Below are 23,493 nucleotides of genomic sequence, written 5' to 3' on the forward strand. Positions count from 1 at the left end.
CGACGGCGACGCCGCACAGTCATCTTCATCAGCTGGTGGCGATTTTGACGATGGCCGGCGGGTTGGGGAAGCCGAAGCCGGCGCGGACGATGGCGCGGATGGCGACCCGGTGGCTGGTGAAGAACACGCTGCGGTCGGATTCGACCTCGGCGACTTCACGCACGACGAAGAACGTCTGCGCCCTGGGAACCGCCCAGACGTCGTTATTGGTGGTGGCGACGTAGGGGCATGTCAGCAGTGGCACGCCGAGGATCTGTCGCTTACCGGGCTGCGTCGGATCGGCTTGCAGCAGTGGCGTGTTGCGGTCGCTGCCGGTCTTGAGTTTGGCCAGTGTCATCGCGGTGGCCGGGTTGGTGACAAACGCGGTCACCGTACCGTTGTGCTGCTCGCTGGTGTACAGCGCGTCAGAGAACGCATCGACGTTGGCGAAGGCGGCGCCGGCGTCGACGGTGCTGATACCGGAGACACCGGGTAGCCCGCCGGGCCCGTCGGTCGTGGTGGCGGTGAACAGCGCCTGATCGGTCTTACGGGTCAGATCGCGCACGATGCCCTGTCCGATCACGTTGGCTGCGGCCGGGCTGGAATCGTCGGCCAGCTCTTGAGAGATCACGGTCAGCGCCGCGAGCTTGGAAGGAGTGACCTCGAGTTCGTCGATGTCGGGGTCGGACACCGTGATTTCGGCGCCTTCGGCGACCCAGCCGGCGCTGGGGTCGGTGGTGACGATCGGGATGCGGTACGTGTGCCGATCAGTGGACACACTGGTCAGGACTTGCCCGGCGATCGACTGCGCAATGAGGGGCTGGATGACGAGATCGCCGACCTGTTCAGGCGTGAGAATAGGTCCAAAGGTGCCAGTTGTTGATGCCATCGGAAAGACTCCATCAGGTGAGTGCGCATGTCGCGCAACGGATTAGGACTATCCGCGTTCTCACCAGGAGTAAACGCGCTGGGCGCCTGGCCCTGCGTTTGAGCCGGCCCGGTCCTGCCGACGCTCCGACTCGCCAGCTAGTTTACCCGGGGGATATGACATCCGACCAGCCGACCTTGCCGTCTCCGGGCACGTCTGCGCTGTGCTGTCCCCAGTACCGCGGACCCGGGTTGGGCTTGCCCAAACGGGGGCGCATATCGACGAGAGCGGCTGCGGCACCGAGCAACTCCACCTCGTTCACAGTGCCGTCATCGTTGCAGAACGCGGCGACGTCTGCGCCGCCGACTTCCCACAAATCGCCCGGCACGTCAAGCACATCGGCCACGACCGCTTCGCATTCCCGCCTCTGGTAGCCCGCCAGCCGTTCGGCCAGGGCGTCACGCTCGGCTCGGGCTTTGTTGCGCTCGACCCGGTAGCGGGCCGCCTCAGAGTTGGGTGTGGGCTCCGGTTCGGGCTGAGCACCTTCGGGCGTGGCCTGTGTCGCGGGGTCTGGCCGCGGCGGCTCAGCCGCGGTGTCAGCTTCGGGCATGGTGGGTTCGGCTGGTGTCATGGTGTCGTCTCCTCTAGTTGTGGCCAGGTGCGGCAGCGCAGCGTCTCAGACGCGTAGCTGACCCGGGTCGTCAGGTCATCGGGCAGTGCGTAGCCCAAGTGCTCCAGTAGGGTGCGTTCGGTGTCGGTGGCTGTGCGTTCGAAGTACCAAGTGCAGGTGTCGCGCTCGTACAGCAGTTGGACGCCGTGTCCGCCGGTGCGGTGGTAGTCGGCGTGCTGGGTGGCGTCTTCGGCGCGCTGCAGATCCGGGGGCAGCGATTCGAAGACCAGCCAGCCGCGCGGATCGGGCTGGGGATACTGCGAGCCGATTTGGCCTGTCACTGCGTCACCTCCTGTTGGACGTCTTGAATCCATCGCCGCAGAACGTCGAACTCGTTCTCATCGCCGAACTCTGGGCCGGCGCCGTAGGCGAGCGCGGTTTGGATAGCGCACCGTAGCCAGCCGGCCAGCTGGCGTGTCACCGCGTAGGGGTCGCAGTCCCGGAACAGCAATTGGGTCGCTTCGTGGTCGTCACGCCAAAGAGTCTGCGCCAGGAGCAGAGCGTCTAACGGCGCTGCCGCGGTGCGGTCAGGGAACATCATGATTGGTCACGTCCCTCGTGCAAGCGGCTAATCAGGGCTGCGGTTTCGTCGGCGCTGAGGTGGACCAGTTCATCTAGCTGGTGGTGCAGGTCGGTGACTTGGTGACCGGTCAAATACACCTCGATGGTGCCCAGGGGCGGTGGCGCTTGGAGGAGTAGGCCGACGCTCATTCTGCGGCCAGGCGTGGCGCCGAGCATCAGCCTGACTGGTCCATGGGTGCGGGTCGTGTCGTCGGGCACGGGCGTGAACGGCGTGGTGTTGATGCGGTTGACGTAGTTCATGCGGGGTTCTTCCTTCGCTTTGCTGCGCAGAAGTCGCACAGGCCTGTGTCGCTGCGGGCGGGTGCGCGGCGGCAGTCCGGGCACAGCGGCGGTGGTTGGGGCCGGCGTCTGGGCATGGCGGCGGGTGAGGGATTTTGGCTGGTTTCTGCGGGGGATGCGTCAGAACCCGTCAGAGCCGTCAGAAATAGGGGCTCACCTGCGGTTTCGTTCTGACGGTTAGATTCGTTCTGACGGGTCGACCCGTCAGACGATTCTGGGACGTCAGATTGAGTTGGCTGGTCAGATAGGGTTTCTGACGGGTCTGACGAGTTCTGACGCAGGTACCGCGAAAATGCGTCGGTGAACATGTCGAGGCGATAGCCGCGGATCTTGCCGGTGGTGTCCCGGCCCGGCTTGATGTCGAAGTCGCGTAGGTAGTAGGCGAGTTTGCTGGTGTTGTAGTCAAATTCGGACCAAGGTGACTCATCGATCGAGCGCAGAGCAGCGACGAGCTGGCCGGACGGCAGGAACGACACGCAGTGTTCGGTGAAGATCGTTTGGATGTCGGCCAACAGTTTGGTGGCCAAGGCTCGCTCTTGGTCGGCCTCGTCAGTGGCGGCCACCAGGGTGGCGCAGGCGACGCGAGCAGTTGTTGGCCAATGTCCGCCGGCGGCGTCGGCAACCGAGATCAACGGCTCCCAGGTGTCTGCGGCGCGGTCCTCAACGGGCATCTCGGGTTCCGACTTGGCCAGAGTATCGATCTGGTCTGCGGCCCACGCAGCAACGCGATCCCGAATGGCTTCGAGGACCGGGCCGTCGCGGCGAGATCGGAACTGTGAGACCTTCTCTCCTGTCGACCGTCGACGCTGGGTGATGTTGACCGCGCGGTCGACGATGGTGTCGGGCAGTTTGCCGATGCCAGCGATCGCCGCCATCGCGAATGTGGGGAATTCGGTGGGAACCTGCGATGGGCCGACGCAGCGCAGAGCTGGCCGGCCGCGTTGGTGTCCAGCGTTGATCAGGGCGCGCAGGTCTTCGTTTTGTTCGGCCAGCTTTTTGCTGCCGAAGATGGTGTCTGCTTCATCGATGATCAGCGTGGGCGGGTGCTGGTTTCCGATGGATCGGAAGATGGCGGCGACTGTCGCATTGATGCTTGCCAATGGCCGGTGGCAGGTTCCGCTGATGATGTCCAGCAATCGTGATTTGCCGCAGCGCTTTTCGGGGCTGGTGATGGCCAATCGTGGTGCACATTCGAACGCCGGCAAGGCGTGCGTGGTCGTGATCCACAGCGCAACGGCGACGGCCGCGTGGTCGTCGGGAAATACGACGTAGCACTTGATCGTAGACAGCAGTTCGTCCAGCAGGCGCGCGCCGGCGGAGGCCGCCCACTGCTGAGCGACCTCCTGACCGCGCCTGATTTGATCAGTCGTCATCTGACCCCTCATCAGCAATTACGGCGGCCAGCTGGCGGCCTTCGGGACTCAGGTGCTGCCAGAGGCGCCTGCAAGCATCAGTTCGGCCCATGCGGTGGCCCCACCGGAAACCCTCGGCTTTGACGCCGAGATGCGGTGGCCGCCAACGTTGGCCGGGGGTGTAGGGCTTCCACTCTTCGGGTGGCTTCTCGAAGGTGGCTGTCATGACTGCACCTCTATGTGGGAGAGCAGCCGATCCACGGTTGCCGCATCGAGGGTGTCGATTTCGGCTGCTAGCCGCATGATCTTGACAAATAGTTCCTTGCGCCGCTTTTTCGCTTGTGCTGTGTTCCAGACGCGCAAGCAGTCGACGCAGTCGAGGTCAAGCCAGGACAGGCCGGTGTCGGGGTCTTCTCGCTCAACCTCTGAAAACGTCCGAGGGGCTTCGTACACGCCGCCTTTTTGAGTGTGTGTGCGCTCGGGAGTGGGCAGCTTGATGGTCTCGCCGCATAGGGCTGCGACGGTTGTTTGACCGGCCGCTCGGGCTTTGTCGGCGTCGCGGACCCACCACGAGTGCTGCAGATTCGGGTTACGTGGCAGTCCCTTTCGGTACTGGATCTGGTTGCAACGGAACGACTCTTCGTCCCAACCGCTGAAGAACGTCCTGTCGCCGAGGGCCGCGAGTTGGCGTCGTTCGTCGAAGTCGGTTGGGTCGGCGAGTAGGGCGTGCGTCGTGACGGCCCGGCAGGCGGAGCATTTGAGGTCTCCAAGGTCACGGTGCCAGTCGCGGCCGCCCCAGTAGCCGCGCCGGTTTCGGGCAACCTTGTACGTACGGAGGTTGCCACACTCGCAGCACAAGGCTTGAAGCCTGTCGGTGGCGGCGGGTAGAGTCATCGTCGAGCTGTCCTTTCTCATAAACGGTGTGATGGGTTGGTTCGGAAGGCCCCCGGTTGCCGCCGAGGGGCCTTCGCCCTTGTTGGTGGTGTTCATCACGCGCCGTCCCCGCCGAATCGGTTGTCCGCCAGGAACTTCAGAACGTCAGACCTCAGGTAGCGCACGCGACCGGAAATTTTGATCCATGGAATTCCACGGCGCCTGTAGCGGTCTTGGGCCAGTGAGTCGACTGTCATCTGTACGACAGCTGCGACCTGTTCGGCTTGGCGACGTGGGGAAGTAGATGCTCTGGCACCGCTTTCTCCAGATCGGCGATGAATACCGTCGGGCCGGGAATTAGGCCGGCCGAGTTGGTCATTTGCTCCCCTTCCGCTTGATTGATGATTTATTCATCAGATTCACGGCATATTGCCGTACATCACAGCACACTACGCGCCGCTGGCTCAGTCTGCAAGTGATGCGTATTCTGCTGGACATGTCAGCAGAAAAGTGGGAGCGGTCCATGACCGAGCGGATAGGCGGGGCTGTCAGGCTACTTCGGGGCAAGAAACGATCCGCACAGTGGCTCGCCGATCGCACCGAAGAACTCGGCTATCCGATTGGTCGGGCGACGGTGAGCGAGATCGAAACTGGGCGCCGGCGGTCCGTGACAGTGGCAGAGATGCTCATCTTGGCCCGCGCATTGAACACCTCGCCCGCGTCGCTATTGTTTCCCGACCCGAGCGACGAGATAACGAACGTCGTCGAGGTAGTTCCCGGTGACGAAGTCACTGGATTTACTGCGGCGCAATGGTTTTCAGGCGAGCGCGGAATATCCGATCTTGAGCCGCGCCAGGCAGCTCTTGATCGGGGCGAGTACGCGGAAAACACCAAACGGCTGCGTGGTTGGCGCCGAATCCAATACTGGCGCGACCGGCTGAATGAAGAGATTTCTGGCCACGTTGAACTCACGGATGAGCAGAGGAAAACCCGCGCATTCTATCTCTCGCAGATTGCCGGGCTCAGGAGCACGCTTGTTGAGCCAGGTCCAGATGGCGACGATTGAGAGGTACGAAACATCATCCGGTGCAACTCGTTACCGCGTCCGGTACCGGACGCCCGACCGGCGGCAGACCGACAAACGCGGCTTCCGAACCAAGCGTGATGCGGAGGCGTTCGCGAACACTGTCGAGGTCACGAAGATGCGGGGCGAGTACGTGGCACCGGCGCTGGGCAAGATCACGATCGGCGAGTTGGGTCCGGAGTGGCTGGCCCGTCAAGAGGGCGTGATGAAGCCATCCGCGTATCACTCGGTCGAGTCCGCCTGGCGCGTACACGTCCAGCCGAGGTGGTCGGCGACCCAGATCGCCGACATCAATTACTCGGAAGTTCAGGCGTGGATCACGGAGCTATCGACGCGGCGGAAGGCCACGGTGGTGATCACGGTCTATTCAGTGCTGGCGCGGATCTTGGATGACACCGTGAGGGACCGGCGGCTGGCGGCGAACCCGGCCCGTGGGGTCAAGCTGCCGGTGCGCACCAGGCGGAAGAACGTCTACCTGACGGCCGGCCAGTTGCACGCCCTGGCGGTCGAGGCGGGGCGGTACCGATCGCTGGTGCTATTACTAGGCACGGCCGGCCTCAGGTGGGGTGAGGCAGCCGCACTGCGAGTACGCGATGTCGATTTCCTCAAGCGCAAGATCGTGCTGCATGAGAACGCGGTCAGCGTCGGCAACAAGGTCCACGTCGGCACCTTGAAGTCGGGGAAGAACCGAACCATTGCGTTGCCCGGATTCGTCGTCAACGAGCTGGCCCGAACATGCGAAGGCAAGGAACACGACGAACTGCTGTGGCCGGCGCGGGCGGGCGGCTACCTCGGGCCGCCGTCATCCCATGACTCCTGGCTGTCCGGTGCAGTCGATCGCTGCCGGAAAGCAGACAAGACGTTCCCCCGGATCACAGCGCACGCTCTTCGTCACACCGCGGCCTCGCTGGCGATCTCTTCGGGCGCCAATGTGAAGGTTGTTCAGCGGATGCTGGGGCACGCGTCGGCGGCTATGACCTTGGACGTCTATGCCGATCTCTTCGACGACGACCTCGCTGCAGTTGCCAACAAGTTAGATGAGAGTGTGGGCAAACTGTGGGCAGAGCAAGCCAGCGGCGACGACTAGCAAACCCGAAAATCGCATCTAGCTGTGCATATTCACGCGCAGCTCTCGTGCCCCCAGTCGGACTCGAACCGACACTTGACGGATTTTAAGTCCGCTGCCTCTGCCAATTGGGCTATGGGGGCTCGGCGGCGAATCTAGCGTGCGCACGCCGCCTCCGAGACGTCGCCTCCCGGGAAACCTCGCCTAAAAACCTAGCGTGCGCCAAGGCGGCAGTGGGCGTAGGATCCGCGCGCCGCGCGCCAAAATACGGTGTCACGCCGCCGGAGTCAGATGACGCGGCTATGTCAGGCGCCAAAACCTTGTAAAAACTGTCAACGCCTTCGTTAAGAAGCCGTAAACGACTGCCCTCCCCACGTCTTTGAGTCGCGAATGTGGAGGCGTGGGTGGCTAGCGTTACGCCAACACACAGGGGCCCTTACGCCTACGCACAGGATCCAGTCCGGGGTGGGCTGAGGGCGGGGAGTTCATAAGGAGCAATGGATGTCATTCCTTAAAACAGTGCCTGAAGAGTTGACGGCCGCGGCTGCCCAGCTGGGGACCATCGGAAGCTCAATGGCCGCTCAAAACGCGGCCGCCGCAGCCCCGACGACAGCCATCGCTCCGGCAGCTCTCGATGAGGTATCGGCGCTGCAAGCGGCACTTTTTGCCGCATATGGCACCTACTACCAGCAGGTCAGCACCGAGGCTCAGGCCATGCACGACATGTTCGTCAACACCCTGGGTATCAGCGCCGGTACCTACGGCGCGACCGAGAACCTCAACTCGGCCGCGGCCGCTTCACCGTTCGACGGAATTTCGTCGGGTATCAGCGGCCTCATCGGTGGTGCGAACAGCGCGATTCCCGACGAGCTTTCGGGGAACATCGCCAACCTGCTCAACATCGGTGTCGGGAACTGGGCTTCTGCCGGATCAACGCTGATCGGCCTCGCCGGCGGTGGTCTGCTTCCCGCCGAGGAGGCCGCCGAAGCCGACGCCACCATCGGCGCGGAAGCTGGCCTGGGCGCATTGAGTGACCTGGGAGCAGCGGAGGCTGCCATCGGCGGGGCACCGCTGGCAGCCGGTATCGGCGAGGCATCCGCCATCGGCATGCTGTCGGTACCGCCCACCTGGGCCGGGCAGGCCACGCTGGTATCGAGCACGACGCCGCTGTCGGGCGCAGGCTGGACCGCCGCCGCGCCCCAAGCCGCTCCGGGGACCTTCATGGGGATGCCGGCGGGATTGGGTTCGGCCGCGCGCAACAGCGCCGGCTTCGGCGCGCCACGCTATGGCGTCAAGCCAATCGTCATGCCGAAGCCAGCAGCGGTTTAGGCGCCATTGGGCGACGCAATTTCGCATTTCATCAAAAGCCACAACTTTCGCTAATACTCTAAAAGAGGGAAACAACAATGGATTTCGGCGCATTACCTCCTGAGATCAACTCCGGACGCATGTATGCGGGCGCAGGCCCGGGACCGATGATGGCCGCGGCTGCGACGTGGAACGGCCTGGCCATGGAATTGAGCACAACCGCGGCTTCCTACGAATCGGTGATCACCCAACTGACCGGCGAGTCGTGGATGGGCCCGGCGTCGATGGCGATGGTCGCCGCGGCCCAGCCGTACGTGGCCTGGCTGACCTACACCGCGGAAGCTGCGGCGCACGCCGGCATGCAGGCCGCGGCATCCGCGGCCGCCTATGAGGCGGCGTTCGCCATGACCGTGCCGCCGCCGGTGATCGCCGCCAACCGCGCCCTGCTGGCAGCGCTGGTCGCGACGAACTTCCTGGGTATCAACACCCCGGCGATCATGGCGACCGAGGCGCTCTACGCCGAAATGTGGGCACAAGACGCCGGGGCCATGTATGGGTACGCGGCCGCCTCCGCGACCTCGGGCACCCTGCAGCCGTTGAGCACCCCGCAGCAGTCCACCAACCCAGGTGGGCTCGCCGCGCAATCGGCAGCGGTCGGCCAGGCGGCCGCCTCCGCCGCCGCGACCGACGTGGTGACGGGTCTGCTGGGCAACTTGTCCAGCACCATCATGGGATTCGCCTCCCCGCTCACTTCGGCGCTCGACGCGACGGGGGTGGGTGGAATTATTCAGGACCTCGAAGACTTTCTCGGGATTCCGTTCGTCGCAAACATCGTCAACGGCGGCGTCAACACCGCGGCTTGGTGGACCACAGCCACCATCCCCACCGCAATATTCCTTGCCAACGCCCTCGACACAGGCGCTCCGATTGCGGTCGCCGAGGGCTCCATTGAGGCCGCCGAAGGTGCGGCCGCGGCGACTGCGGGGCTGGCGGACTCGGTGGCGCCCGCCGGCGTCGGCGCCGCTTTGGGCGAGGCCAGCCTGGTCGGCAAATTGGCCGTACCTGCCAGCTGGTCGAGCGCGGTCCCCGAGGCGACAACGGTCGGAGCCTTGGGCGGCAGCGGCTGGAGCGTTCCCGAGGAAGCGGGTCCGGTCAGCGGCATGGCGGGTGTGCCCGCCGGCATGGCAGGAGCCGGCAAGGGAGCCGGCGCTTACGCCGGTCCGCGCTACGGCGTCAAGCCCATCGTTATGCCCAAACAGGTCGTCGTGTGACGCAGGAAAAAAAGGGAGGAATTGTCACTCGTTTTAGGCCAGCAATTAACCAGTAAGACGTAATCTATCCGCGATGCGGCCTACCGCCGCACCAATCCAGGTGCTAGACCTTCGACAACCGCGAACTTACAGACAAGGAGAGAGAAAGCATGGCCACACGCTTTATGACCGACCCGCACGCGATGCGGGCAATGGCGGGACGCTTTGAGGCCCACGCCCAGACGGTGGAAGACGAGGCTCGTCGGATGTGGGCGTCCTCGCAGAACATCGCCGGTGCGGGCTGGAGCGGCCTGGCCTCGGCGACCTCGCTGGACACTATGGGCCAGATGAACCAGGCCTTCCGCAACATTGTCAACATGCTGCACGGTGTGCGCGACGGGCTCGTCCGCGACGCCAACCACTACGAGACGCAGGAGCAGGCCTCCCAGCAGGTCCTCAGCAGCTAGTACCAACCAGACAGCTTCGATCCAGGAGGACAAAACCAATGACCATCAACTACCAGTTCGGCGATGTCGACGCCCACGGCGCTCTCATCCGCGCCCAGGCCGCCTCGCTCGAGGCCGAGCACCAGGCCATCGTTCGCGATGTGCTGGCTGCCGGTGACTTTTGGGGTGGCGCCGGTTCGGTGGCTTGCCAGGAGTTCATTACCCAGTTGGGCCGTAACTTCCAGGTGATCTACGAGCAGGCTAACGCCCACGGCCAGAAGGTTCAGGCCGCCGGCAACAACATGGCGCAGACCGACAGCGCCGTCGGGTCCAGCTGGGCCTGACAACACAGCAAGAGAAGTGGCCGCACACCTCGGTGTGCGGCCACTTCTCTGTCTCCCCCACGACAAACACCGAATAGGTCGACCAGGGCACGCCGGCCGTGCACCGGCTTGATGCACACGGAACACATATCAAGCACACATGCAACTAACACCCTTCACCGGCCTCTGACCAGGACTAGATTTGAGGTTCGTATGAGGTCCGTGACGACCGTATGTGTGCTTGAAAGTATGTAGGAATCATGACGGCAATGACGGGATCCGCGCGTAGCCAACGGCCGCGCCAAGCCATTCTGGGGCAGTTACCCCGGATCTACCGCGCAGACGGCTCTCCAATTCGGGTGCTGCTGGTTGACGATGAACCGGCGCTGACCAATCTGGTCAAGATGGCTCTGCACTATGAGGGCTGGGACGTGGAGATCGCCCACAACGGGCGGGAAGCTATCGCCAAGTTCGACAAGATCAGCCCGGACGTGCTGGTGCTCGACATCATGCTGCCCGATGTCGACGGGCTGCAGATCTTGCAGCGAGTCCGCGAGTCCGACGCGTACACGCCCACCCTGTTCCTCACCGCACGCGATTCGGTGATGGACCGGGTCACCGGTTTGACCGCGGGCGCCGACGACTACATGACCAAGCCGTTCAGCCTTGAGGAGTTGGTCGCACGGCTGCGCGGACTGCTGCGCCGCTCTAGCCATTTGGCACCGCCTGCCGATGAGTCCCTCAGAGTCGGCGACCTCAGGCTCGACGCGGCAAGCCGGGAAGTCACCCGTGGCGGCACACCGATCTCGCTGTCCTCCACCGAATTCGAGCTACTTCGCTTCCTGATGCGCAATCCGCGTCGCGCGCTAAGCCGCACCGAGATCCTCGACCGGGTCTGGAACTATGACTTCGCTGGACGCACCAGTATCGTCGACCTCTATATCTCGTATCTGAGGAAGAAGATCGACGCGGACCGGGAGCCGATGATTCACACGGTCCGCGGGATTGGATACATGCTACGACCAGCGGAGTAGGCCCGTGACGAGGCACCGCAACACTCCACGGTGGTTTCCGCGCTCTCTGCGCTGGCAACTGTTATTGGGCGTGCTGGCGGTGGTGAGCGTGGTGCTGGTAGCCGTGGGCGCCGTTTCGGTGCTGAGCCTGCGTGGCTATGTCACCGCGATGAACGATGCCGAGGTCGCCGAATCCTTGCATGCGTTCAGCCATGCATACGCCCGATACCGCAACGGCGAGCACACCTCGATCCACACCGGCACTCCACCGGTGTCCCAAGCCCTGCTGGAGTTCACCGGTCAGACGCCCGGAAACCTCATCGCGGTGATGCGCGACGGCAAGGTGATCGGTTCGGCGGTTTTCTCCGAAGACGAACCGCGGCCCGCACCGCCCGATGTCATCCGGGCCATCGAGACCCGGGCTTGGAGCGACAGCCCGATGCATGTCGAAACCTTGGGCAGTCTGGGTTCCTATCAAGTCGATAGTCGTTCGGTCGGGTCGGACCGCCTGATCGTCGGCGTATCGCTAAGCATCGCCGACCAGATCATCACCCGAAAGCAAATCACCACCACCGCACTGGTCGCGGCCGCACTGATAATCACTGCGGTGGTAACGATTTGGGTGGTGCGATATACCCTTCGCCCGCTGCGCCGGGTCGCCGCGACCGCCGCGGAGGTCGCCGCGATGCCGCTGGCCGGCGACGATCATCGCATCAGCGTGCGAGTCCAACCGGAAGATACCGACCCGGACAACGAGGTCGGGATCGTCGGTCAAACCCTGAATCGGTTGCTGGACAACGTCGATAGTGCGCTGCAGCACCGCGTTGATTCCGACGTTCGGATGCGGCAGTTCATCACCGACGCTAGCCATGAGTTGCGGACTCCACTGGCAGCCATTCAGGGTTACGCCGAACTGACCCGGCAGGACAGTTCCGATCTGCCTCCGACCACCGAATATGCGCTCGCCCGTATCGAGCTAGAAGCACGGCGGATGGCCTCCCTGGTCGACGAGTTGCTGTTGCTCTCACGCTTGGGCGAGGGGGAAGACCTAGATACCGAAAAACTCGACCTGACTGATCTTGTAATGAATGCCGTGAACGACGCGGCAGTGGCAGCACCGACCCACCGTTGGGCAAAGGATCTGCCCGATGAGCCGGTGTGGGTCAACGGCGATCATGCCCGGCTGCACCAGCTCGTCAGCAATCTGCTGACCAATGCCTGGGTACACACACCGGCCCACGTCACCGTGACCACCGCCGTCACCCACCATCCCCGCCACCCCGATGGGCCATATGCCGAATTGACGGTCGCCAATGACGGACCCGACATCGACCCCGAGGTGTTGCCCCACCTGTTCGAGCGGTTCGTCCGCGGTAACAAGTCCACCGGCACGGGTCATGGATTGGGCCTGGCCATTGTGAGCTCAATCGTCAAAGCCCATGCCGGGTCGGTCAGCGCCGAGTCCGCGAACGGCCGAACGGTATTCCGGGTCCGACTGCCGCTGATCGTCGAGCCGGCCGGTGCGACCTCGGCCAACCGCTCGGACTCGCTGGACCGACTGTCACGGTCACACCCGAGGCCGTAAAGAAACCGTTAAGGGCACTCCCGCCTGGCCTCGGTTAGGCTTAGCGTCGTCGTGGCCCCTCCGACCGGGAGGTCGGCGATTAGCGGTTAGAAAGACGCGCATGTCCGTGGTGGTCTACCTCGTGCTGACGGTGGCGATCTTCGCTGCCTTCAACGCCCTATTGAGGCTGGAATTGTGAGTGCCGCCAACGCCATCGGTCTCGCCCTAGCCGTGCTGATCGCGCTGTTGCTTGTTGCGGCACTTCTGTATCCGGAAAAGTTTTGATGGGCGACAACACGGCAATGGTGTTGTTCGTTGGGCTTCTGGCCGCGGCCCTCGCGGCTGTGCACGTTCCACTGGGCGACTACATGCACCGCGTCTACAGCTCGCAAAGCCATTCGCGCGCCGAACAATTCATCTACCGCATCATCGGCGCAAACCCCAACGCCCAACAAACCTGGGCCGCATATGCCCGCAGTGTGCTGGCGTTTTCGGTGGTCAGCATCGTATTCCTGTTCGTCTTGCAACTGGTGCAGGACAAACTGCCGCTACACCTTCCCGATCCGGCAACGCACATGACACCGGCGCTGGCATGGAACACCGCCGTCAGCTTCGTCACCAACACCAATTGGCAGGCCTATGCCGGCGAATCGACGCTGGGCCATCTCACCCAGATGGCGGGGTTGGCGGTGCAGAACTTCCTCTCTGCCGCAGTCGGTATGGGCGTAGCCGTCGCTCTGGTGCGCGGGTTCGCCCGCAATCGCACAAGTGACCTCGGCAATTTCTGGGTGGACCTGGTTCGCGGCACGCTGCGCATTCTGCTACCGATTGCCGTCGTCAGCTCGATCGTCCTCGTCGTCGGCGGCGTCGTCCAGAATTTTCATCTCGGCGATCAAGTGACCACACTGGCCGGCCCACCGCAGATCATCCCCGGCGGTCCCGTGGCCAGCCAGGAGGCGATCAAGGAGCTCGGCACCAACGGCGGCGGCTTCTTCAACGCCAATTCCGCGCACCCGTTTGAGAACCCGACCTCGTGGACCAACTGGGTGGAGATCTTCCTGTTGTTAGTGATCAGCTTCTCGTTGCCCCGCACCTTCGGGCGCATGGTGGGCAGCAAGAAACAGGGCTACGCGATTGCCGCGGTCGTCTCGGTCCTGGCCGCCTTTAGCGTCACCATGATGATGCTCTTCCAGGTCCAGCACCACGGCACCGTCCCGACGGCGGTGGGCGCCGCAACCGAAGGAGTCGAGCAGCGCTTCGGTGTCGCCGACTCCGCGGTCTGGGCCGACGCGACCACCCTTACTTCCACCGGCGCCGTCGACTCGATGCACGACTCCTACACCAGCCTGGGCGGGATGGTGACGCTGTTCAACATGCAGCTGGGCGAGGTCGCACCCGGTGGGGCCGGTTCCGGCCTGTACGGCATTCTGATCCTGGCCGTGATCACCGTGTTCGTCGCCGGGCTGATGGTCGGCCGGACTCCGGAGTATCTCGGCAAGAAGATCACCCCGCGCGAGATGAAGCTGGCCGCAGGTTATTTCCTCGTCACCCCGCTCATCGTCCTGGTGGGCACCGCCGTCGCCATGGCACTGCCCGGCGAGCGCGCCGCCATGGCCAACACCGGGCCGCACGGCCTGTCGGAGGTGCTCTATGCGTTTACCTCGGCGGCAAACAACAATGGCTCGGCGTTCGCCGGATTGGCCGCGAACACCGTTTGGTACAGCACCGCGCTGGGCCTGGCGATGGTCTTCGGGCGATTTCTGCCGATGATTCTGGTTCTGGCGCTGGCCGGAGCGCTGGCCCGGCAAGGCGCCACCCCGGAATCGGCCGGCACGCTACCGACCCACCGGCCCCAGTTTGTCAGCCTGGTGGTCGGCGTGACGGTCATCCTGGTTGCGCTCACCTTTTTGCCCGCGCTTGCGCTCGGTCCGCTGGCCGAAGGGATCCACTGAAATCGTGACTCGCACAACCACTTCGGCCACCCGCCTGCTCGATCCGGGCTTGCTGGTGAAGTCGCTGCCGGATGCCTTGCGTAAAGTCGATCCGCGCACCCTGTGGCGAAACCCGGTGATGTTCATCGTGGAGATCGGCGCGGTGTGGGCGACGATCCTGGCTGTGGGTGATGACACCTGGTTCAGCTGGCTTGTGGTGTTCTGGCTATGGCTGACCGTGGTTTTCGCCAACCTGGCCGAAGCCGTAGCCGAGGGGCGAGGGAAGGCGCAGGCCGATACCCTGCGCAGGGCGAAGGCCGATACCATCGCACACCGGCTCCGGGATTGGGCGCCGGGCGGGGCAGGCATACCGGAAGATGTTCCCGCGCCGTTGCTGCAACAGGGAGACATCGTGGCGGTCACCGCTGGCGAGATCATCCCCGGCGACGGCGACGTCGTGGAAGGCATTGCCTCGGTTGATGAATCGGCGATTACCGGTGAGTCGGCCCCGGTGATTCGCGAATCAGGGGGCGATCGCTCGTCGGTAACCGGCGGCACGACCGTGCTGTCGGACCGTATCGTGGTCAAAATCACCCAGCGACCCGGTGAGAGCTTCGTGGACCGGATGATCGCACTCGTCGAGGGAGCCAACCGGCAGAAGACGCCCAACGAGATAGCGCTGAACATCTTGCTCGCGGCGTTGACCATCATCTTCGTCTTCGCGGTGGCCACCCTGCAGCCGCTGGCGATCTATTCCAAAGCCAACAACCCCGGTGTTGCCGATACCCAAGCCCTCAGCAGCGACGGCATCAGCGGAATCGTCCTAGTCGCACTGTTGGTGTGCCTGATTCCCACCACAATCGGCGCGCTGCTATCGGCCATTGGCATCGCCGGCATGGACCGGCTGGTGCAACGCAACGTGTTGGCCATGTCTGGCCGTGCCGTCGAAGCGGCCGGTGACGTCAACACCTTGCTGTTAGACAAGACCGGAACGATTACGCTCGGCAACCGGCAAGCTTCGGAATTCGTTCCCGTCCAAGGTGTTAGCTCCAAGGAGTTGGCCGACGCCGCGCAGCTGTCCAGCCTGGCCGATGAAACGCCGGAAGGACGCTCGATCGTGGTTTACGCCAAACAGGCCTACGGGCTGCGCGCCCGCACTCCCGGAGAGCTCGCGGACGCGAACTGGGTGCAATTCACCGCGATGACCAGGATGTCGGGTGTCGACCTGGGTGGTCGGCGGCTGCGAAAAGGAGCGGCCAACTCGGTCGCCGAGTGGGTGCGAGCCAACGGTGGCGATGTTCCTTTGGAACTCGGGCAGATTGTCGACGGCATCTCCGCTGCCGGGGGAACCCCATTGGTGGTGGGCCGGGTCGACGACCAGGTGGCCGGCAAGGCCCAAGTGCTCGGCGTCATCCACCTCAAAGATGTGGTCAAGCAGGGCATGCGAGTCCGATTCGACGCAATGCGCCTGATGGGAATTCGCACGGTAATGATCACTGGCGATAACCCGTTGACCGCCAAAGCGATTGCAGACGAGGCCGGGGTCGACGATTTTCTTGCTGAGGCAACCCCCGAGGACAAGCTGATGCTGATCAAGCGTGAGCAGCGGGGCGGCCGCCTAGTGGCGATGACCGGCGACGGTACCAACGATGCGCCGGCCTTGGCTCAGGCTGACGTAGGAGTGGCGATGAACACGGGTACCGCTGCCGCCAAGGAAGCCGGCAACATGGTTGACCTGGACTCCGACCCTACCAAGCTGATCGAGATCGTGGAGATCGGTAAGCAACTGCTGATCACACGTGGCGCATTGACCACCTTCTCGATTGCCAACGACATCGCGAAGTACTTCGCGATCATTCCGGCACTGTTCGTGGTACTGTTCCCCGGCCTGGAGCGGCTCAATGTCATGCGGCTGCATAGTCCGCAGTCGGCCATCCTGTCGGCGGTGATCTTCAACGCCGTGATCATCGTTGCGCTGATTCCATTGGCCCTACGTGGTGTGCGCTACACACCCAGCCATGCCTCAAAGCTGCTCAGCCGCAACCTCTACCGCTACGGACTGGGTGGGCTGGTAGCACCATTTATTGGAATCAAACTGATCGATTTGGTCGTTGCACTACTGCCCGGGATGTCTTAGAGATGGGCCTGAAATGAAGATTGCCAACGTCGTTCGCCAACACTGGGCCGCACTGCGTGCGTTGCTGGTTCTCACGGTGATCCTCGGTCTGGGCTATCCATTGCTCATCTGGCTGGTCACCTGGATACCGGGGCTACACGACAGAGCGAACGGTTCGATCATTGACGTCGACGGTAAGCCGGTCGGTAGCAGCCTGATCGGCCAGTTGTACCACGATGCGGACGGCCTCCCGCTACCTCAGTATTTTCAGGGTCGCCCCTCGGCGGCGGGCGCTGGATACGACACATTGTCCAGCGGCGGCAGCAACCTTGGACCGGAGAGCATGGTGGACACGCCGGCGGATCCGGCAAAACTTGCCACCGGCACAAGTCCCGCCGAGGCCGGGTTCCGCCCCAGTTTGCTGACCCTGGTCTGCTCGCGCAGCGTGGCGGTGGCGCAGCTGGAAGGTCTAGACATAGCGGCCGGATCACGTCCGTTTTGCACCGAGAGCGGGGTGGGAGCCGTGCTGTCGGTGATCGGCCCCCGGGATCGGCACGGCAGTGTCGAATACCCAACCCGGGTCATCAGCGTCAACGAACCCTGCTCGGCCACCCGAAAGCCGTTCCTACCCAGATATGAGGGAGTCTGGGTCGAATGCGCGGTTTTCGGTGAGGACTACTCGCGGGGCCAGATCGTGCCGATTCGCGGTACTGCACCAACCTCCCCCCAGGTTCCACCCGATGCCGTCACCGCCAGCGGCAGCGGACTAGACCCCAATATCTCGCTGGCCTACGCCAACCTTCAGGTACCGAGGGTGGCGAGGGCTCGACACACCAGGTCCGAACAGATTCGGATGGTGGTGCAGGAATACCGAAGTGGCCGTGTCCTAGGCGTATTCGGCGAAGCGTGCGTCAACGTGCTGCAGCTGAATCTGGAACTCGACCGCAGGTACCCGGTCTAGCGCCACGGGTGGATGATGGTTCTGTGAGCGTCGTCGACCACCCTCGCAAGCGCGGAGAGCTACGTATTTACCTCGGTGCGGCTCCCGGGGTCGGCAAGACCTATGCGATGCTCGGCGAGGCACACCGGCGACTGGAACGCGGCACCGACTTGGTGGCGGCGGTGGTCGAGACACACGGGCGCGCGAAAACTGCTGAGCTGCTTAAGGGCATCGAGGCTATCCCGCCGCACTACATCGAGTATCGCGGTACCAAGTTCCCCGAGCTCGACGTGCCCGCGGTGCTGGCGCGGCATCCGCAGGTCGTGCTGGTCGATGAGCTGGCGCACACCAATATCCCGGGCAGCAAGAACCCCAAGCGCTGGCAGGATGTCGAAGAGCTGCTGGCGGCGGGAATCACGGTGATATCCACCGTGAATATCCAACATCTGGAAAGCCTCAATGACGTCGTCGCGGAGATCACCGGAATAGAACAGCAGGAGACCTTGCCGGATTGGGTGGTGCGCCAGGCCGCACAAGTTGAGCTGATCGACATCACCCCGGAAGCATTGCGCCGCAGGATGTCTCATGGAAACGTCTACGCGGCGGAAAAGGTTGATGCCGCGTTGTCGAACTACTTCCGTCGCGGAAACCTCACCGCACTAAGGGAATTAGCGCTACTGTGGTTGGCCGACCAAGTAGACACCGCGTTGGCCAGGTACCGCGCGGAGAACAAGATCACCGATATCTGGGAAGCGCGTGAACGGGTGGTGGTGGCGATCACCGGCGGTCCGGAGTCGGAGACGTTGGTGCGCCGGGCATCCCGGATAGCATCGAAGTCCAGCGCGGAGCTGATGGTGGTGCATGTCGTGCGCGGCGACGGACTCGCCGGCTTGTCGGAGTCCCGGATGAATAAGATCCGTGAGCTAGCGAGCAGCCTCGACGCCTCGCTGCATACCGTCGTCGGCGACGACGTGTCGGATGCCCTACTGGATTTCGCCCGCGAAATCAACGCCACTCAGCTGGTGATCGGGACATCACGCAGGTCACGCTGGGCCCGCCTATTCGAGGAGGGCATCGGCGCGGCGACCGTCAAGCGGTCGGGCAAGATCGACGTGCACTTGGTCACCCATGAAGAATCCCGGCGGCGGTTCCGGGCTAGCTCGCTGTCGTCGCACGAACGGCGCCTGGCTTCCTGGTTTGCCGCCGGCATCGTTCCCGCCCTCATCTGCGTGGTCACCGTGAGCATTCTGGACCGGTACCTGGACACCAGCGGCGACAGCGCGCTGTTCTTCGTCGGAGTGCTCGTGGTGGCCCTACTTGGTGGCATTGCACCGGCCGTGCTTTCGGCGGTGCTGTCCAGCCTGCTGCTGAACTACTTCCTGACGACGCCCCGGCACACATTCACAATCGCCGAGCCCGACGCCGCCGTCACCGAGGTGGTCCTGCTACTGGTCGCGGTCGCGGTCGCGGTGCTCGTCGACGGTGCGGCCAAACGTGCGCGGGAAGCGCGATTCGCCTCCCAGGAGGCCGAATTACTGGCGCTGTTCGCCGGATCGGTGCTACGCGGCGCGGATCTGCAAACCCTCCTCGAGCGGGTGCGGGAGACCTACTCGCAGCGCGCGGTCAGCATGTTGCGCGAACGTCGCGACCAAGACCGCACTCGCAGCGAAGTCGTTGCTTCAGTCGGCAAAGATCCCTGCACCACCGTTGATTCCGCGGACACCGCGATCGAAGTCGGCGATGACGAGTTCTGGATGTTGATGGCCGGAAGAAAGCTCGCCGCGCGGGAGCGGCGGGTACTCAACGCGGTGGCCAGGCAAGCCGCGGGCCTGGTCAAGCAGCGCGAGCTTGCCGAAGAAGCCAGCCGGACAGAGGCGATCGTCCGGGCCGACGAGCTTCGGCGTTCGCTGCTTTCGGCGGTCAGCCACGATCTCCGCACGCCGCTGGCGGCGGCCAAGGTCGCGGTGTCCAGCCTGCGCTCCGCAGATGTCTCCTTCTCCCCCGAGGACACCGCCGAGTTGCTGGCGACCATTGAGGAGTCCGTCGACGCGCTCACCGCACTAGTCGGAAACCTACTCGACTCCTCGCGTTTGGCCGCCGGCGTAGTGCGCCCACAGCTGCAGCGGGTGTATCTGGAAGAGACGGTGCAACAGACCTTGATCAGCATCGGCAAGGGCACCACCGGCTTCTACCGATCCGCCATCGACCGCGTCAAAGTCGATGTGGACGGCGCCGTAGTGCTGGCCGACGCCGGGCTGCTGGAACGGGTACTGGCCAACCTCATCGACAATGCGCTGCGGCACGCGCCCGATTGTGTGGTGCGGGTCAACGCCGGGCAGGTAGGCAACCGCGTCCTGATCAACGTCATCGATGAGGGCCCGGGAATCCCACATGGCACCGACGACCAGATTTTTGAGGCCTTTCAACGCCTGGGTGACAACGACAACACCACGGGCGTCGGCCTGGGGATGTCGGTGGCACGCGGTTTCGTCGAAGCCATGGGCGGATCCATCCAGGCCGTGGATACACCGGGCGGCGGCCTCACCGTCGTGGTGGATCTGGCCGCGCCGGAAAAATGCGGTGAGCGATGACCCGGGTATTGGTGATTGACGACGACCCGCATATCCTGCGTGCGCTCCGCATCAACCTGACCGTGCGTGGGTATGAGGTCATCACCGCGTCGTCGGGAGCGGGTGCCTTGCGTGGCGCGGCCGAGCACCGACCCGATGTGGTGATCCTCGACCTTGGTCTGCCCGACATCTCGGGCATCGATGTGCTGGGCGGCCTGCGAGGCTGGCTGACGGCTCCGGTGATTGTGTTGTCGGCACGAACCGATTCGTCGGACAAGGTTGAAGCCCTGGACGCGGGCGCCGACGATTACGTAACCAAGCCGTTCGGAATGGACGAATTGCTGGCCCGCCTGCGCGCAGCGGTGCGCCGCACCACCGCAGCATCAGAAACGGAACAGCCGGTTATCGAAACCGATTCCTTCACCGTGGATCTGGCCGCCAAAAAGGTCATCAGGGACGGTGTCGAAGTTCATCTCACCCCGACCGAATGGGGCATGCTCGAGATGCTGGTCCGCAATCGGGGCAAATTGGTCGACCGCGAGACGCTGCTCAAAGAGGTGTGGGGACCGGCGTATGCCACCGAAACCCATTATCTGCGTGTGTATCTGGCGCAACTGCGGCGCAAACTCGAGCATGATCCGTCGCATCCCAAACACTTGTTGACCGAAGCCGGAATGGGCTACCGCTTCGAGGCTTGAGTCCCACCAACGACAGTAGTCACCGCACAAGACGGCACACATTGTGCCCGCCTTCTAGCGACAGCTACGGCGCGCCACGCGCCACTGCGCGCAGAGCCAACACCCGTTGGAGAATCCGGTATTCGGTCGAGCGCGGGATATATGCCGACCCATACCGACCCCGGCCGAGCCGATAGACCCGGCCGCGCTGGACTTCCCAACGCAACGCGTCCGACACCGCCTTCGATGCCCTGCCCGGCACAGCGAAGCCGTGCCAGGCAAGCACATCGATCATCTCGGTGATGGTCGCGGGCCCCTGTTGGGACAGGTGCATGGTCAACACGTAGCGAAGCTCGATTCCGCGAAGCATGGTGGTCATCATCGAACGGTCGCATACCGGTCTGACATTGCCCGGGTTGTCGCTACGAGGCGGGCAAAACGTGTGCCACCTCCCCGCCGTGACTGCTGTGGCAGCTGTGACCTACGCGCTCAGCGACAGCACGATTCCGTCCAGGATGTCGTGCTCACTGACCGTCAGTTCATCAATCCCGGCGCGACTGCGCAGCTCGCACGCCAACTCCTCGACCACAATGGCACCGCCGCCAATCACGTCGACTCGGCCCTCATGCATCACCGGCAGCGCGGCCCGCTGCGCTCGGGTCATGCCGATCAGCCGTTCGCAGACCACCTGCAGGTCGGCGCCGGACACCCGCGAGAGATGAATTGCCCCAGCGTCATACGACGACATCCTGTGGGCCAGAGCGGACAATGTGGTCATTGTCCCGGCCAGCCCCACCCAGGTCCGCGCCTTCGCAACCGGAACCACCTGCAACGCGGGTTCCAGCTTTTCGCGAACCAGCAGTCGGGCCGATCGCACCTCATCCGGCGTCGGTGGGTCGGAGTGCAAGCAGCGTTCGGTCAACCGGACACAACCGATGTCGGCTGAGTAACTCGCCACCACGTCGTTGCCAGCCTTCCCAAGAACAATCTCGGTGGAACCACCACCCAAGTCGACAACAACGAACGGTGCTGCCGCACTGTCTAATTCACCGACAGCTCCAAGAAAGGAGAGCTCGGCCTCTTCGGCGCCGCTGATGACTTCCGCGATAGAACCGGGGATCACCGCGCCCAGCACGTCCGCCGTCATCGCGAAGAAGATATCGCGATTGACAGCGTCACGCGTGGCCGAGGTGGCAACCATCCGCACCCGCTCGACACCGTGCCGCTTAAGCAAGGCGGCGTAGTCGATCAGGGCGGCGCGGGTACGGGCGATCGCCTCCGCCGCAAGCCGGCCGGTCGCGTCAACTCCCTGACCCAATCGGACAATCCGGGTTTCGCGATGCACATCGTCGAGGTGCGCGCCGGTCACATCGGCGATCAGCAACCGAATCGAGTTGGTACCGCAGTCAATAGCGGCAACCCGCCTCACCATTGCTCCGCATCCAAAACCGTGGCCAGGGCGGGCTCGGCCGCCAGCAGCGCTAACACTTCGTCTCCGAGCGGGTTCACCCCCGGCCCCTTGGCCAGCGAATGCGCGACCAGCACATGCAAGCACTTGACCCGATCGGGCATGCCGCCCGCCGAAAACGTGGTCCCCAGCGGTTCGACCGCGTCCCGATCGGCCAGATAGGACTCATGCGCCCGCCGATAGTGGGCGGCCAGATCGGGGTCATTGCATAGCCGTTCGGTCATCTCCCGCATAAGTCCGGTGGTTTCCAGCCTGCTCGCTGCCGATGTTAGCGCCGGGTGGGTCAGGTAATAAAGCGTCGGAAACGGTGTGCCATCAGGAAGTCTCGGCGCCGTCTTCACCACGGCGGGCTCACCGTTGGGACAGCGGTAGGAGATTTCCAGCACGCCGCGCGGTTCCCGACCGAGCTGACGCGCCACCACCTCCAGATCGGCGTGATCAACCACCGGGTGCCTGCGGAGCGGGCTCGGGTGGGGGCGACGTGGCGGCGGCGGGGGGCAGGTGCGGCGCGTCGGCGATGGTGTGCCACAGCGAGGTGTACCAGGGTTCGTTCTTGGCCGGGATGGCCGCGTCAGCTCCCGGCTGCGGGGCCGCCCCGGCCGACGGCGGCAGCTGAACTTGGAAGGGGATGTCTCCCGGCATCACGAAGCCCAGCCGCTCGCGGGCCTGAGCCGCGACATAGGCGGGGTCAGCCAGCTGGCTCTTGCGCTGTTCCAGGTCGGCGATCTGACGGCGCAGCTCCGCTTCCGTCGCCGACAACTGTTCCATTTCGGTGCGTTGCGCGAAATAGGTGCGGACCGGCCCGGCGATGGTCAACGTCAACACGCAAACAACGGCCGCCAGCACCGCGGCGCGCCGAGCGGTAAAGCCGAGCCGCTGCTCGGAGCGCTGCTCGACCGATTCGGTAAACGACCGCTTGATGGGTTCGACGATGTGCTCTTGCAGCGCCCGCGACGTGTTACGACCGGCGGTCGGCCCGGTGTGTGAAGTCTGCGAAGGCCGCGACGCCGACGAGGAGCGACGGCCCCGCGCCGCGTCACCGGCCTTCGCCGGCCGAGACGCCGGAGAACGGCGTTTCGGATCGGGCCGTTTCGCGTCGGGCATCTCGCTTCAGCCGCTTTTCTCGTTGAATAC

At 63.9% G+C, this 23,493-nt stretch carries 27 protein-coding genes and 1 tRNA gene; 14 read left to right on the forward strand and 14 right to left on the reverse strand.

The window, feature by feature from the left end; all coding sequences use genetic code 11:
• Window positions 1–28 precede the first annotated feature (28 nt).
• The 9 genes from MB901379_RS18785 to MB901379_RS25125 all read right to left on the reverse strand — a co-directional run bounded on the left by MB901379_RS18785 (window position 29) and on the right by MB901379_RS25125 (window position 4,982).
• A complete protein-coding gene (locus tag MB901379_RS18785) occupies window positions 29–868 on the reverse strand; it encodes a phage major capsid protein (RefSeq protein ID WP_158017992.1) in 840 nt (279 codons plus the stop codon).
• Between the two features lie 142 nt (window positions 869–1,010).
• Complete coding sequence (locus MB901379_RS18790) at window positions 1,011–1,478, reverse strand: hypothetical protein (protein ID WP_158017993.1); 468 nt, start codon at window positions 1,476–1,478, stop codon at window positions 1,011–1,013.
• Window positions 1,475–1,798 (reverse strand): hypothetical protein, encoded by a 324-nt coding sequence (locus MB901379_RS18795; RefSeq protein WP_158017994.1) that lies wholly within the window; start codon window positions 1,796–1,798, stop codon window positions 1,475–1,477. Before MB901379_RS18795 ends, MB901379_RS18790 begins: the two co-directional genes overlap by 4 nt.
• On the reverse strand, window positions 1,795–2,058 hold the full coding sequence (locus tag MB901379_RS18800) for a hypothetical protein (RefSeq protein ID WP_158017995.1): 264 nt from the start codon (window positions 2,056–2,058) through the stop codon (window positions 1,795–1,797). The genes MB901379_RS18795 and MB901379_RS18800 overlap by 4 nt, the downstream gene beginning before the upstream one ends.
• Window positions 2,055–2,339, reverse strand: coding sequence for a hypothetical protein (locus MB901379_RS18805; RefSeq protein WP_158017996.1), 285 nt, complete (start codon window positions 2,337–2,339; stop codon window positions 2,055–2,057). The genes MB901379_RS18800 and MB901379_RS18805 overlap by 4 nt, the downstream gene beginning before the upstream one ends.
• On the reverse strand, window positions 2,336–3,751 hold the full coding sequence (locus tag MB901379_RS18810) for a DUF3631 domain-containing protein (protein ID WP_158017997.1): 1,416 nt from the start codon (window positions 3,749–3,751) through the stop codon (window positions 2,336–2,338). Before MB901379_RS18810 ends, MB901379_RS18805 begins: the two co-directional genes overlap by 4 nt.
• The gene (locus MB901379_RS18815) at window positions 3,741–3,956 is read right to left on the reverse strand and encodes a hypothetical protein (RefSeq protein WP_158017998.1); all 216 of its coding nucleotides are present in this window, start codon (window positions 3,954–3,956) and stop codon (window positions 3,741–3,743) included. Before MB901379_RS18815 ends, MB901379_RS18810 begins: the two co-directional genes overlap by 11 nt.
• On the reverse strand, window positions 3,953–4,624 hold the full coding sequence (locus MB901379_RS18820) for a hypothetical protein (RefSeq protein ID WP_158017999.1): 672 nt from the start codon (window positions 4,622–4,624) through the stop codon (window positions 3,953–3,955). Before MB901379_RS18820 ends, MB901379_RS18815 begins: the two co-directional genes overlap by 4 nt.
• A 232-nt stretch (window positions 4,625–4,856) precedes the next feature.
• Window positions 4,857–4,982 (reverse strand): hypothetical protein, encoded by a 126-nt coding sequence (locus MB901379_RS25125; RefSeq protein WP_269462768.1) that lies wholly within the window; start codon window positions 4,980–4,982, stop codon window positions 4,857–4,859.
• Between the two features lie 99 nt (window positions 4,983–5,081).
• Here MB901379_RS25125 and MB901379_RS18825 point away from each other — a divergent pair, with 99 nt between their 5' ends.
• Both MB901379_RS18825 and MB901379_RS18830 read left to right on the forward strand, forming a co-directional pair.
• Window positions 5,082–5,669, forward strand: a complete 588-nt coding sequence (locus tag MB901379_RS18825; RefSeq protein ID WP_158018000.1) for a helix-turn-helix transcriptional regulator — start codon at window positions 5,082–5,084, stop codon at window positions 5,667–5,669.
• Window positions 5,656–6,774 carry a tyrosine-type recombinase/integrase gene (locus MB901379_RS18830; RefSeq protein ID WP_158019304.1) on the forward strand — a complete coding sequence of 373 codons (1,119 nt, stop codon included), beginning with the start codon at window positions 5,656–5,658 and terminating at the stop codon, window positions 6,772–6,774. The genes MB901379_RS18825 and MB901379_RS18830 overlap by 14 nt, the downstream gene beginning before the upstream one ends.
• Before the next feature lie 48 nt (window positions 6,775–6,822).
• On the opposite strand, the gene MB901379_RS18835 is transcribed toward MB901379_RS18830, so the two are convergent.
• Window positions 6,823–6,896 (reverse strand) — tRNA-Leu (locus MB901379_RS18835).
• Between the two features lie 358 nt (window positions 6,897–7,254).
• Here MB901379_RS18835 and MB901379_RS18840 point away from each other — a divergent pair.
• The 12 genes from MB901379_RS18840 (at window position 7,255) to MB901379_RS18895 (ending at window position 20,912) form a co-directional block, all read left to right on the forward strand.
• Window positions 7,255–8,082 carry a PPE family protein, SVP subgroup gene (locus MB901379_RS18840; RefSeq protein ID WP_158018001.1) on the forward strand — a complete coding sequence of 276 codons (828 nt, stop codon included), beginning with the start codon at window positions 7,255–7,257 and terminating at the stop codon, window positions 8,080–8,082.
• A 77-nt stretch (window positions 8,083–8,159) separates the two neighbouring features.
• The gene (locus MB901379_RS18845; RefSeq protein ID WP_158018002.1) at window positions 8,160–9,332 is read left to right on the forward strand and encodes a PPE family protein; all 1,173 of its coding nucleotides are present in this window, start codon (window positions 8,160–8,162) and stop codon (window positions 9,330–9,332) included.
• A gap of 149 nt (window positions 9,333–9,481) precedes the next feature.
• Entirely contained in the window at window positions 9,482–9,778 is a 297-nt protein-coding gene (locus MB901379_RS18850; protein ID WP_158018003.1) for a WXG100 family type VII secretion target, read from the forward strand.
• 38 nt (window positions 9,779–9,816) lie between these two features.
• Window positions 9,817–10,101: an effector gene (gene esxN / locus MB901379_RS18855; RefSeq protein ID WP_158016881.1), complete on the forward strand. Its 285-nt coding sequence runs from the start codon at window positions 9,817–9,819 to the stop codon at window positions 10,099–10,101.
• A gap of 239 nt (window positions 10,102–10,340) precedes the next feature.
• Complete coding sequence (locus MB901379_RS18860; RefSeq protein WP_158018004.1) at window positions 10,341–11,114, forward strand: response regulator transcription factor; 774 nt, start codon at window positions 10,341–10,343, stop codon at window positions 11,112–11,114.
• 4 nt (window positions 11,115–11,118) lie between these two features.
• A complete protein-coding gene (locus tag MB901379_RS18865; RefSeq protein ID WP_158018005.1) occupies window positions 11,119–12,678 on the forward strand; it encodes a sensor histidine kinase in 1,560 nt (519 codons plus the stop codon).
• A gap of 174 nt (window positions 12,679–12,852) precedes the next feature.
• Window positions 12,853–12,942, forward strand: coding sequence for a K(+)-transporting ATPase subunit F (locus MB901379_RS18870; protein WP_158018006.1), 90 nt, complete (start codon window positions 12,853–12,855; stop codon window positions 12,940–12,942).
• The gene (gene kdpA / locus MB901379_RS18875) at window positions 12,942–14,609 is read left to right on the forward strand and encodes a potassium-transporting ATPase subunit KdpA (RefSeq protein WP_158018007.1); all 1,668 of its coding nucleotides are present in this window, start codon (window positions 12,942–12,944) and stop codon (window positions 14,607–14,609) included. Before MB901379_RS18870 ends, kdpA begins: the two co-directional genes overlap by 1 nt.
• 4 nt (window positions 14,610–14,613) lie before the next feature.
• Entirely contained in the window at window positions 14,614–16,725 is a 2,112-nt protein-coding gene (gene kdpB, locus MB901379_RS18880) for a potassium-transporting ATPase subunit KdpB (RefSeq protein WP_232021901.1), read from the forward strand.
• 13 nt (window positions 16,726–16,738) lie between these two features.
• Entirely contained in the window at window positions 16,739–17,665 is a 927-nt protein-coding gene (locus tag MB901379_RS18885) for a potassium-transporting ATPase subunit C (protein WP_158018009.1), read from the forward strand.
• Between the two features lie 8 nt (window positions 17,666–17,673).
• Window positions 17,674–20,235, forward strand: a complete 2,562-nt coding sequence (locus MB901379_RS18890) for a sensor histidine kinase (RefSeq protein ID WP_232021902.1) — start codon at window positions 17,674–17,676, stop codon at window positions 20,233–20,235.
• Window positions 20,232–20,912 (forward strand): response regulator, encoded by a 681-nt coding sequence (locus MB901379_RS18895; protein WP_158018011.1) that lies wholly within the window; start codon window positions 20,232–20,234, stop codon window positions 20,910–20,912. The genes MB901379_RS18890 and MB901379_RS18895 overlap by 4 nt, the downstream gene beginning before the upstream one ends.
• A gap of 64 nt (window positions 20,913–20,976) precedes the next feature.
• Here the strand turns inward: MB901379_RS18895 and MB901379_RS18900 are convergent, their stop codons facing one another.
• The 4 genes from MB901379_RS18900 to MB901379_RS18915 form a co-directional block, all read right to left on the reverse strand.
• Window positions 20,977–21,270 carry a hypothetical protein gene (locus MB901379_RS18900; RefSeq protein WP_158019305.1) on the reverse strand — a complete coding sequence of 98 codons (294 nt, stop codon included), beginning with the start codon at window positions 21,268–21,270 and terminating at the stop codon, window positions 20,977–20,979.
• 102 nt (window positions 21,271–21,372) lie between these two features.
• Window positions 21,373–22,323 carry a Ppx/GppA phosphatase family protein gene (locus MB901379_RS18905; protein WP_158018012.1) on the reverse strand — a complete coding sequence of 317 codons (951 nt, stop codon included), beginning with the start codon at window positions 22,321–22,323 and terminating at the stop codon, window positions 21,373–21,375.
• Window positions 22,317–22,805 (reverse strand): DUF501 domain-containing protein, encoded by a 489-nt coding sequence (locus MB901379_RS18910; protein ID WP_158018013.1) that lies wholly within the window; start codon window positions 22,803–22,805, stop codon window positions 22,317–22,319. The genes MB901379_RS18905 and MB901379_RS18910 overlap by 7 nt, the downstream gene beginning before the upstream one ends.
• On the reverse strand, window positions 22,798–23,463 hold the full coding sequence (locus MB901379_RS18915; RefSeq protein ID WP_158018014.1) for an FtsB family cell division protein: 666 nt from the start codon (window positions 23,461–23,463) through the stop codon (window positions 22,798–22,800). Before MB901379_RS18915 ends, MB901379_RS18910 begins: the two co-directional genes overlap by 8 nt.
• Window positions 23,464–23,493 lie beyond the last annotated feature (30 nt).

Source organism: Mycobacterium basiliense, assembly GCF_900292015.1.
Classification (GTDB): Bacteria; Actinomycetota; Actinomycetes; order Mycobacteriales; family Mycobacteriaceae; genus Mycobacterium; species Mycobacterium basiliense.

What these genes read in the sequence shown, in the direction of transcription:
- MB901379_RS18785 (WP_158017992.1), bottom strand. Translation starts at nt 868, where the DNA reads ATGGCATCAACAACTGGCACCTTTGGACCTATTCTCACGCCTGAACAG.
- MB901379_RS18790 (WP_158017993.1), bottom strand. Translation starts at nt 1,478, where the DNA reads ATGACACCAGCCGAACCCACCATGCCCGAAGCTGACACCGCGGCTGAG.
- MB901379_RS18800 (WP_158017995.1), bottom strand. Translation starts at nt 2,058, where the DNA reads ATGATGTTCCCTGACCGCACCGCGGCAGCGCCGTTAGACGCTCTGCTC.
- MB901379_RS18805 (WP_158017996.1), bottom strand. Translation starts at nt 2,339, where the DNA reads ATGAACTACGTCAACCGCATCAACACCACGCCGTTCACGCCCGTGCCC.
- MB901379_RS18810 (WP_158017997.1), bottom strand. Translation starts at nt 3,751, where the DNA reads ATGACGACTGATCAAATCAGGCGCGGTCAGGAGGTCGCTCAGCAGTGG.
- MB901379_RS18815 (WP_158017998.1), bottom strand. Translation starts at nt 3,956, where the DNA reads ATGACAGCCACCTTCGAGAAGCCACCCGAAGAGTGGAAGCCCTACACC.
- MB901379_RS18820 (WP_158017999.1), bottom strand. Translation starts at nt 4,624, where the DNA reads ATGACTCTACCCGCCGCCACCGACAGGCTTCAAGCCTTGTGCTGCGAG.
- MB901379_RS25125 (WP_269462768.1), bottom strand. Translation starts at nt 4,982, where the DNA reads ATGACCAACTCGGCCGGCCTAATTCCCGGCCCGACGGTATTCATCGCC.
- MB901379_RS18825 (WP_158018000.1), top strand. Translation starts at nt 5,082, where the DNA reads ATGCGTATTCTGCTGGACATGTCAGCAGAAAAGTGGGAGCGGTCCATG.
- MB901379_RS18830 (WP_158019304.1), top strand. Translation starts at nt 5,656, where the DNA reads ATGGCGACGATTGAGAGGTACGAAACATCATCCGGTGCAACTCGTTAC.
- MB901379_RS18840 (WP_158018001.1), top strand. Translation starts at nt 7,255, where the DNA reads ATGTCATTCCTTAAAACAGTGCCTGAAGAGTTGACGGCCGCGGCTGCC.
- MB901379_RS18845 (WP_158018002.1), top strand. Translation starts at nt 8,160, where the DNA reads ATGGATTTCGGCGCATTACCTCCTGAGATCAACTCCGGACGCATGTAT.
- MB901379_RS18850 (WP_158018003.1), top strand. Translation starts at nt 9,482, where the DNA reads ATGGCCACACGCTTTATGACCGACCCGCACGCGATGCGGGCAATGGCG.
- esxN (WP_158016881.1), top strand. Translation starts at nt 9,817, where the DNA reads ATGACCATCAACTACCAGTTCGGCGATGTCGACGCCCACGGCGCTCTC.
- MB901379_RS18860 (WP_158018004.1), top strand. Translation starts at nt 10,341, where the DNA reads ATGACGGCAATGACGGGATCCGCGCGTAGCCAACGGCCGCGCCAAGCC.
- kdpA (WP_158018007.1), top strand. Translation starts at nt 12,942, where the DNA reads ATGGGCGACAACACGGCAATGGTGTTGTTCGTTGGGCTTCTGGCCGCG.
- MB901379_RS18885 (WP_158018009.1), top strand. Translation starts at nt 16,739, where the DNA reads ATGAAGATTGCCAACGTCGTTCGCCAACACTGGGCCGCACTGCGTGCG.
- MB901379_RS18895 (WP_158018011.1), top strand. Translation starts at nt 20,232, where the DNA reads ATGACCCGGGTATTGGTGATTGACGACGACCCGCATATCCTGCGTGCG.
- MB901379_RS18900 (WP_158019305.1), bottom strand. Translation starts at nt 21,270, where the DNA reads ATGACCACCATGCTTCGCGGAATCGAGCTTCGCTACGTGTTGACCATG.
- MB901379_RS18905 (WP_158018012.1), bottom strand. Translation starts at nt 22,323, where the DNA reads ATGGTGAGGCGGGTTGCCGCTATTGACTGCGGTACCAACTCGATTCGG.
- MB901379_RS18915 (WP_158018014.1), bottom strand. Translation starts at nt 23,463, where the DNA reads ATGCCCGACGCGAAACGGCCCGATCCGAAACGCCGTTCTCCGGCGTCT.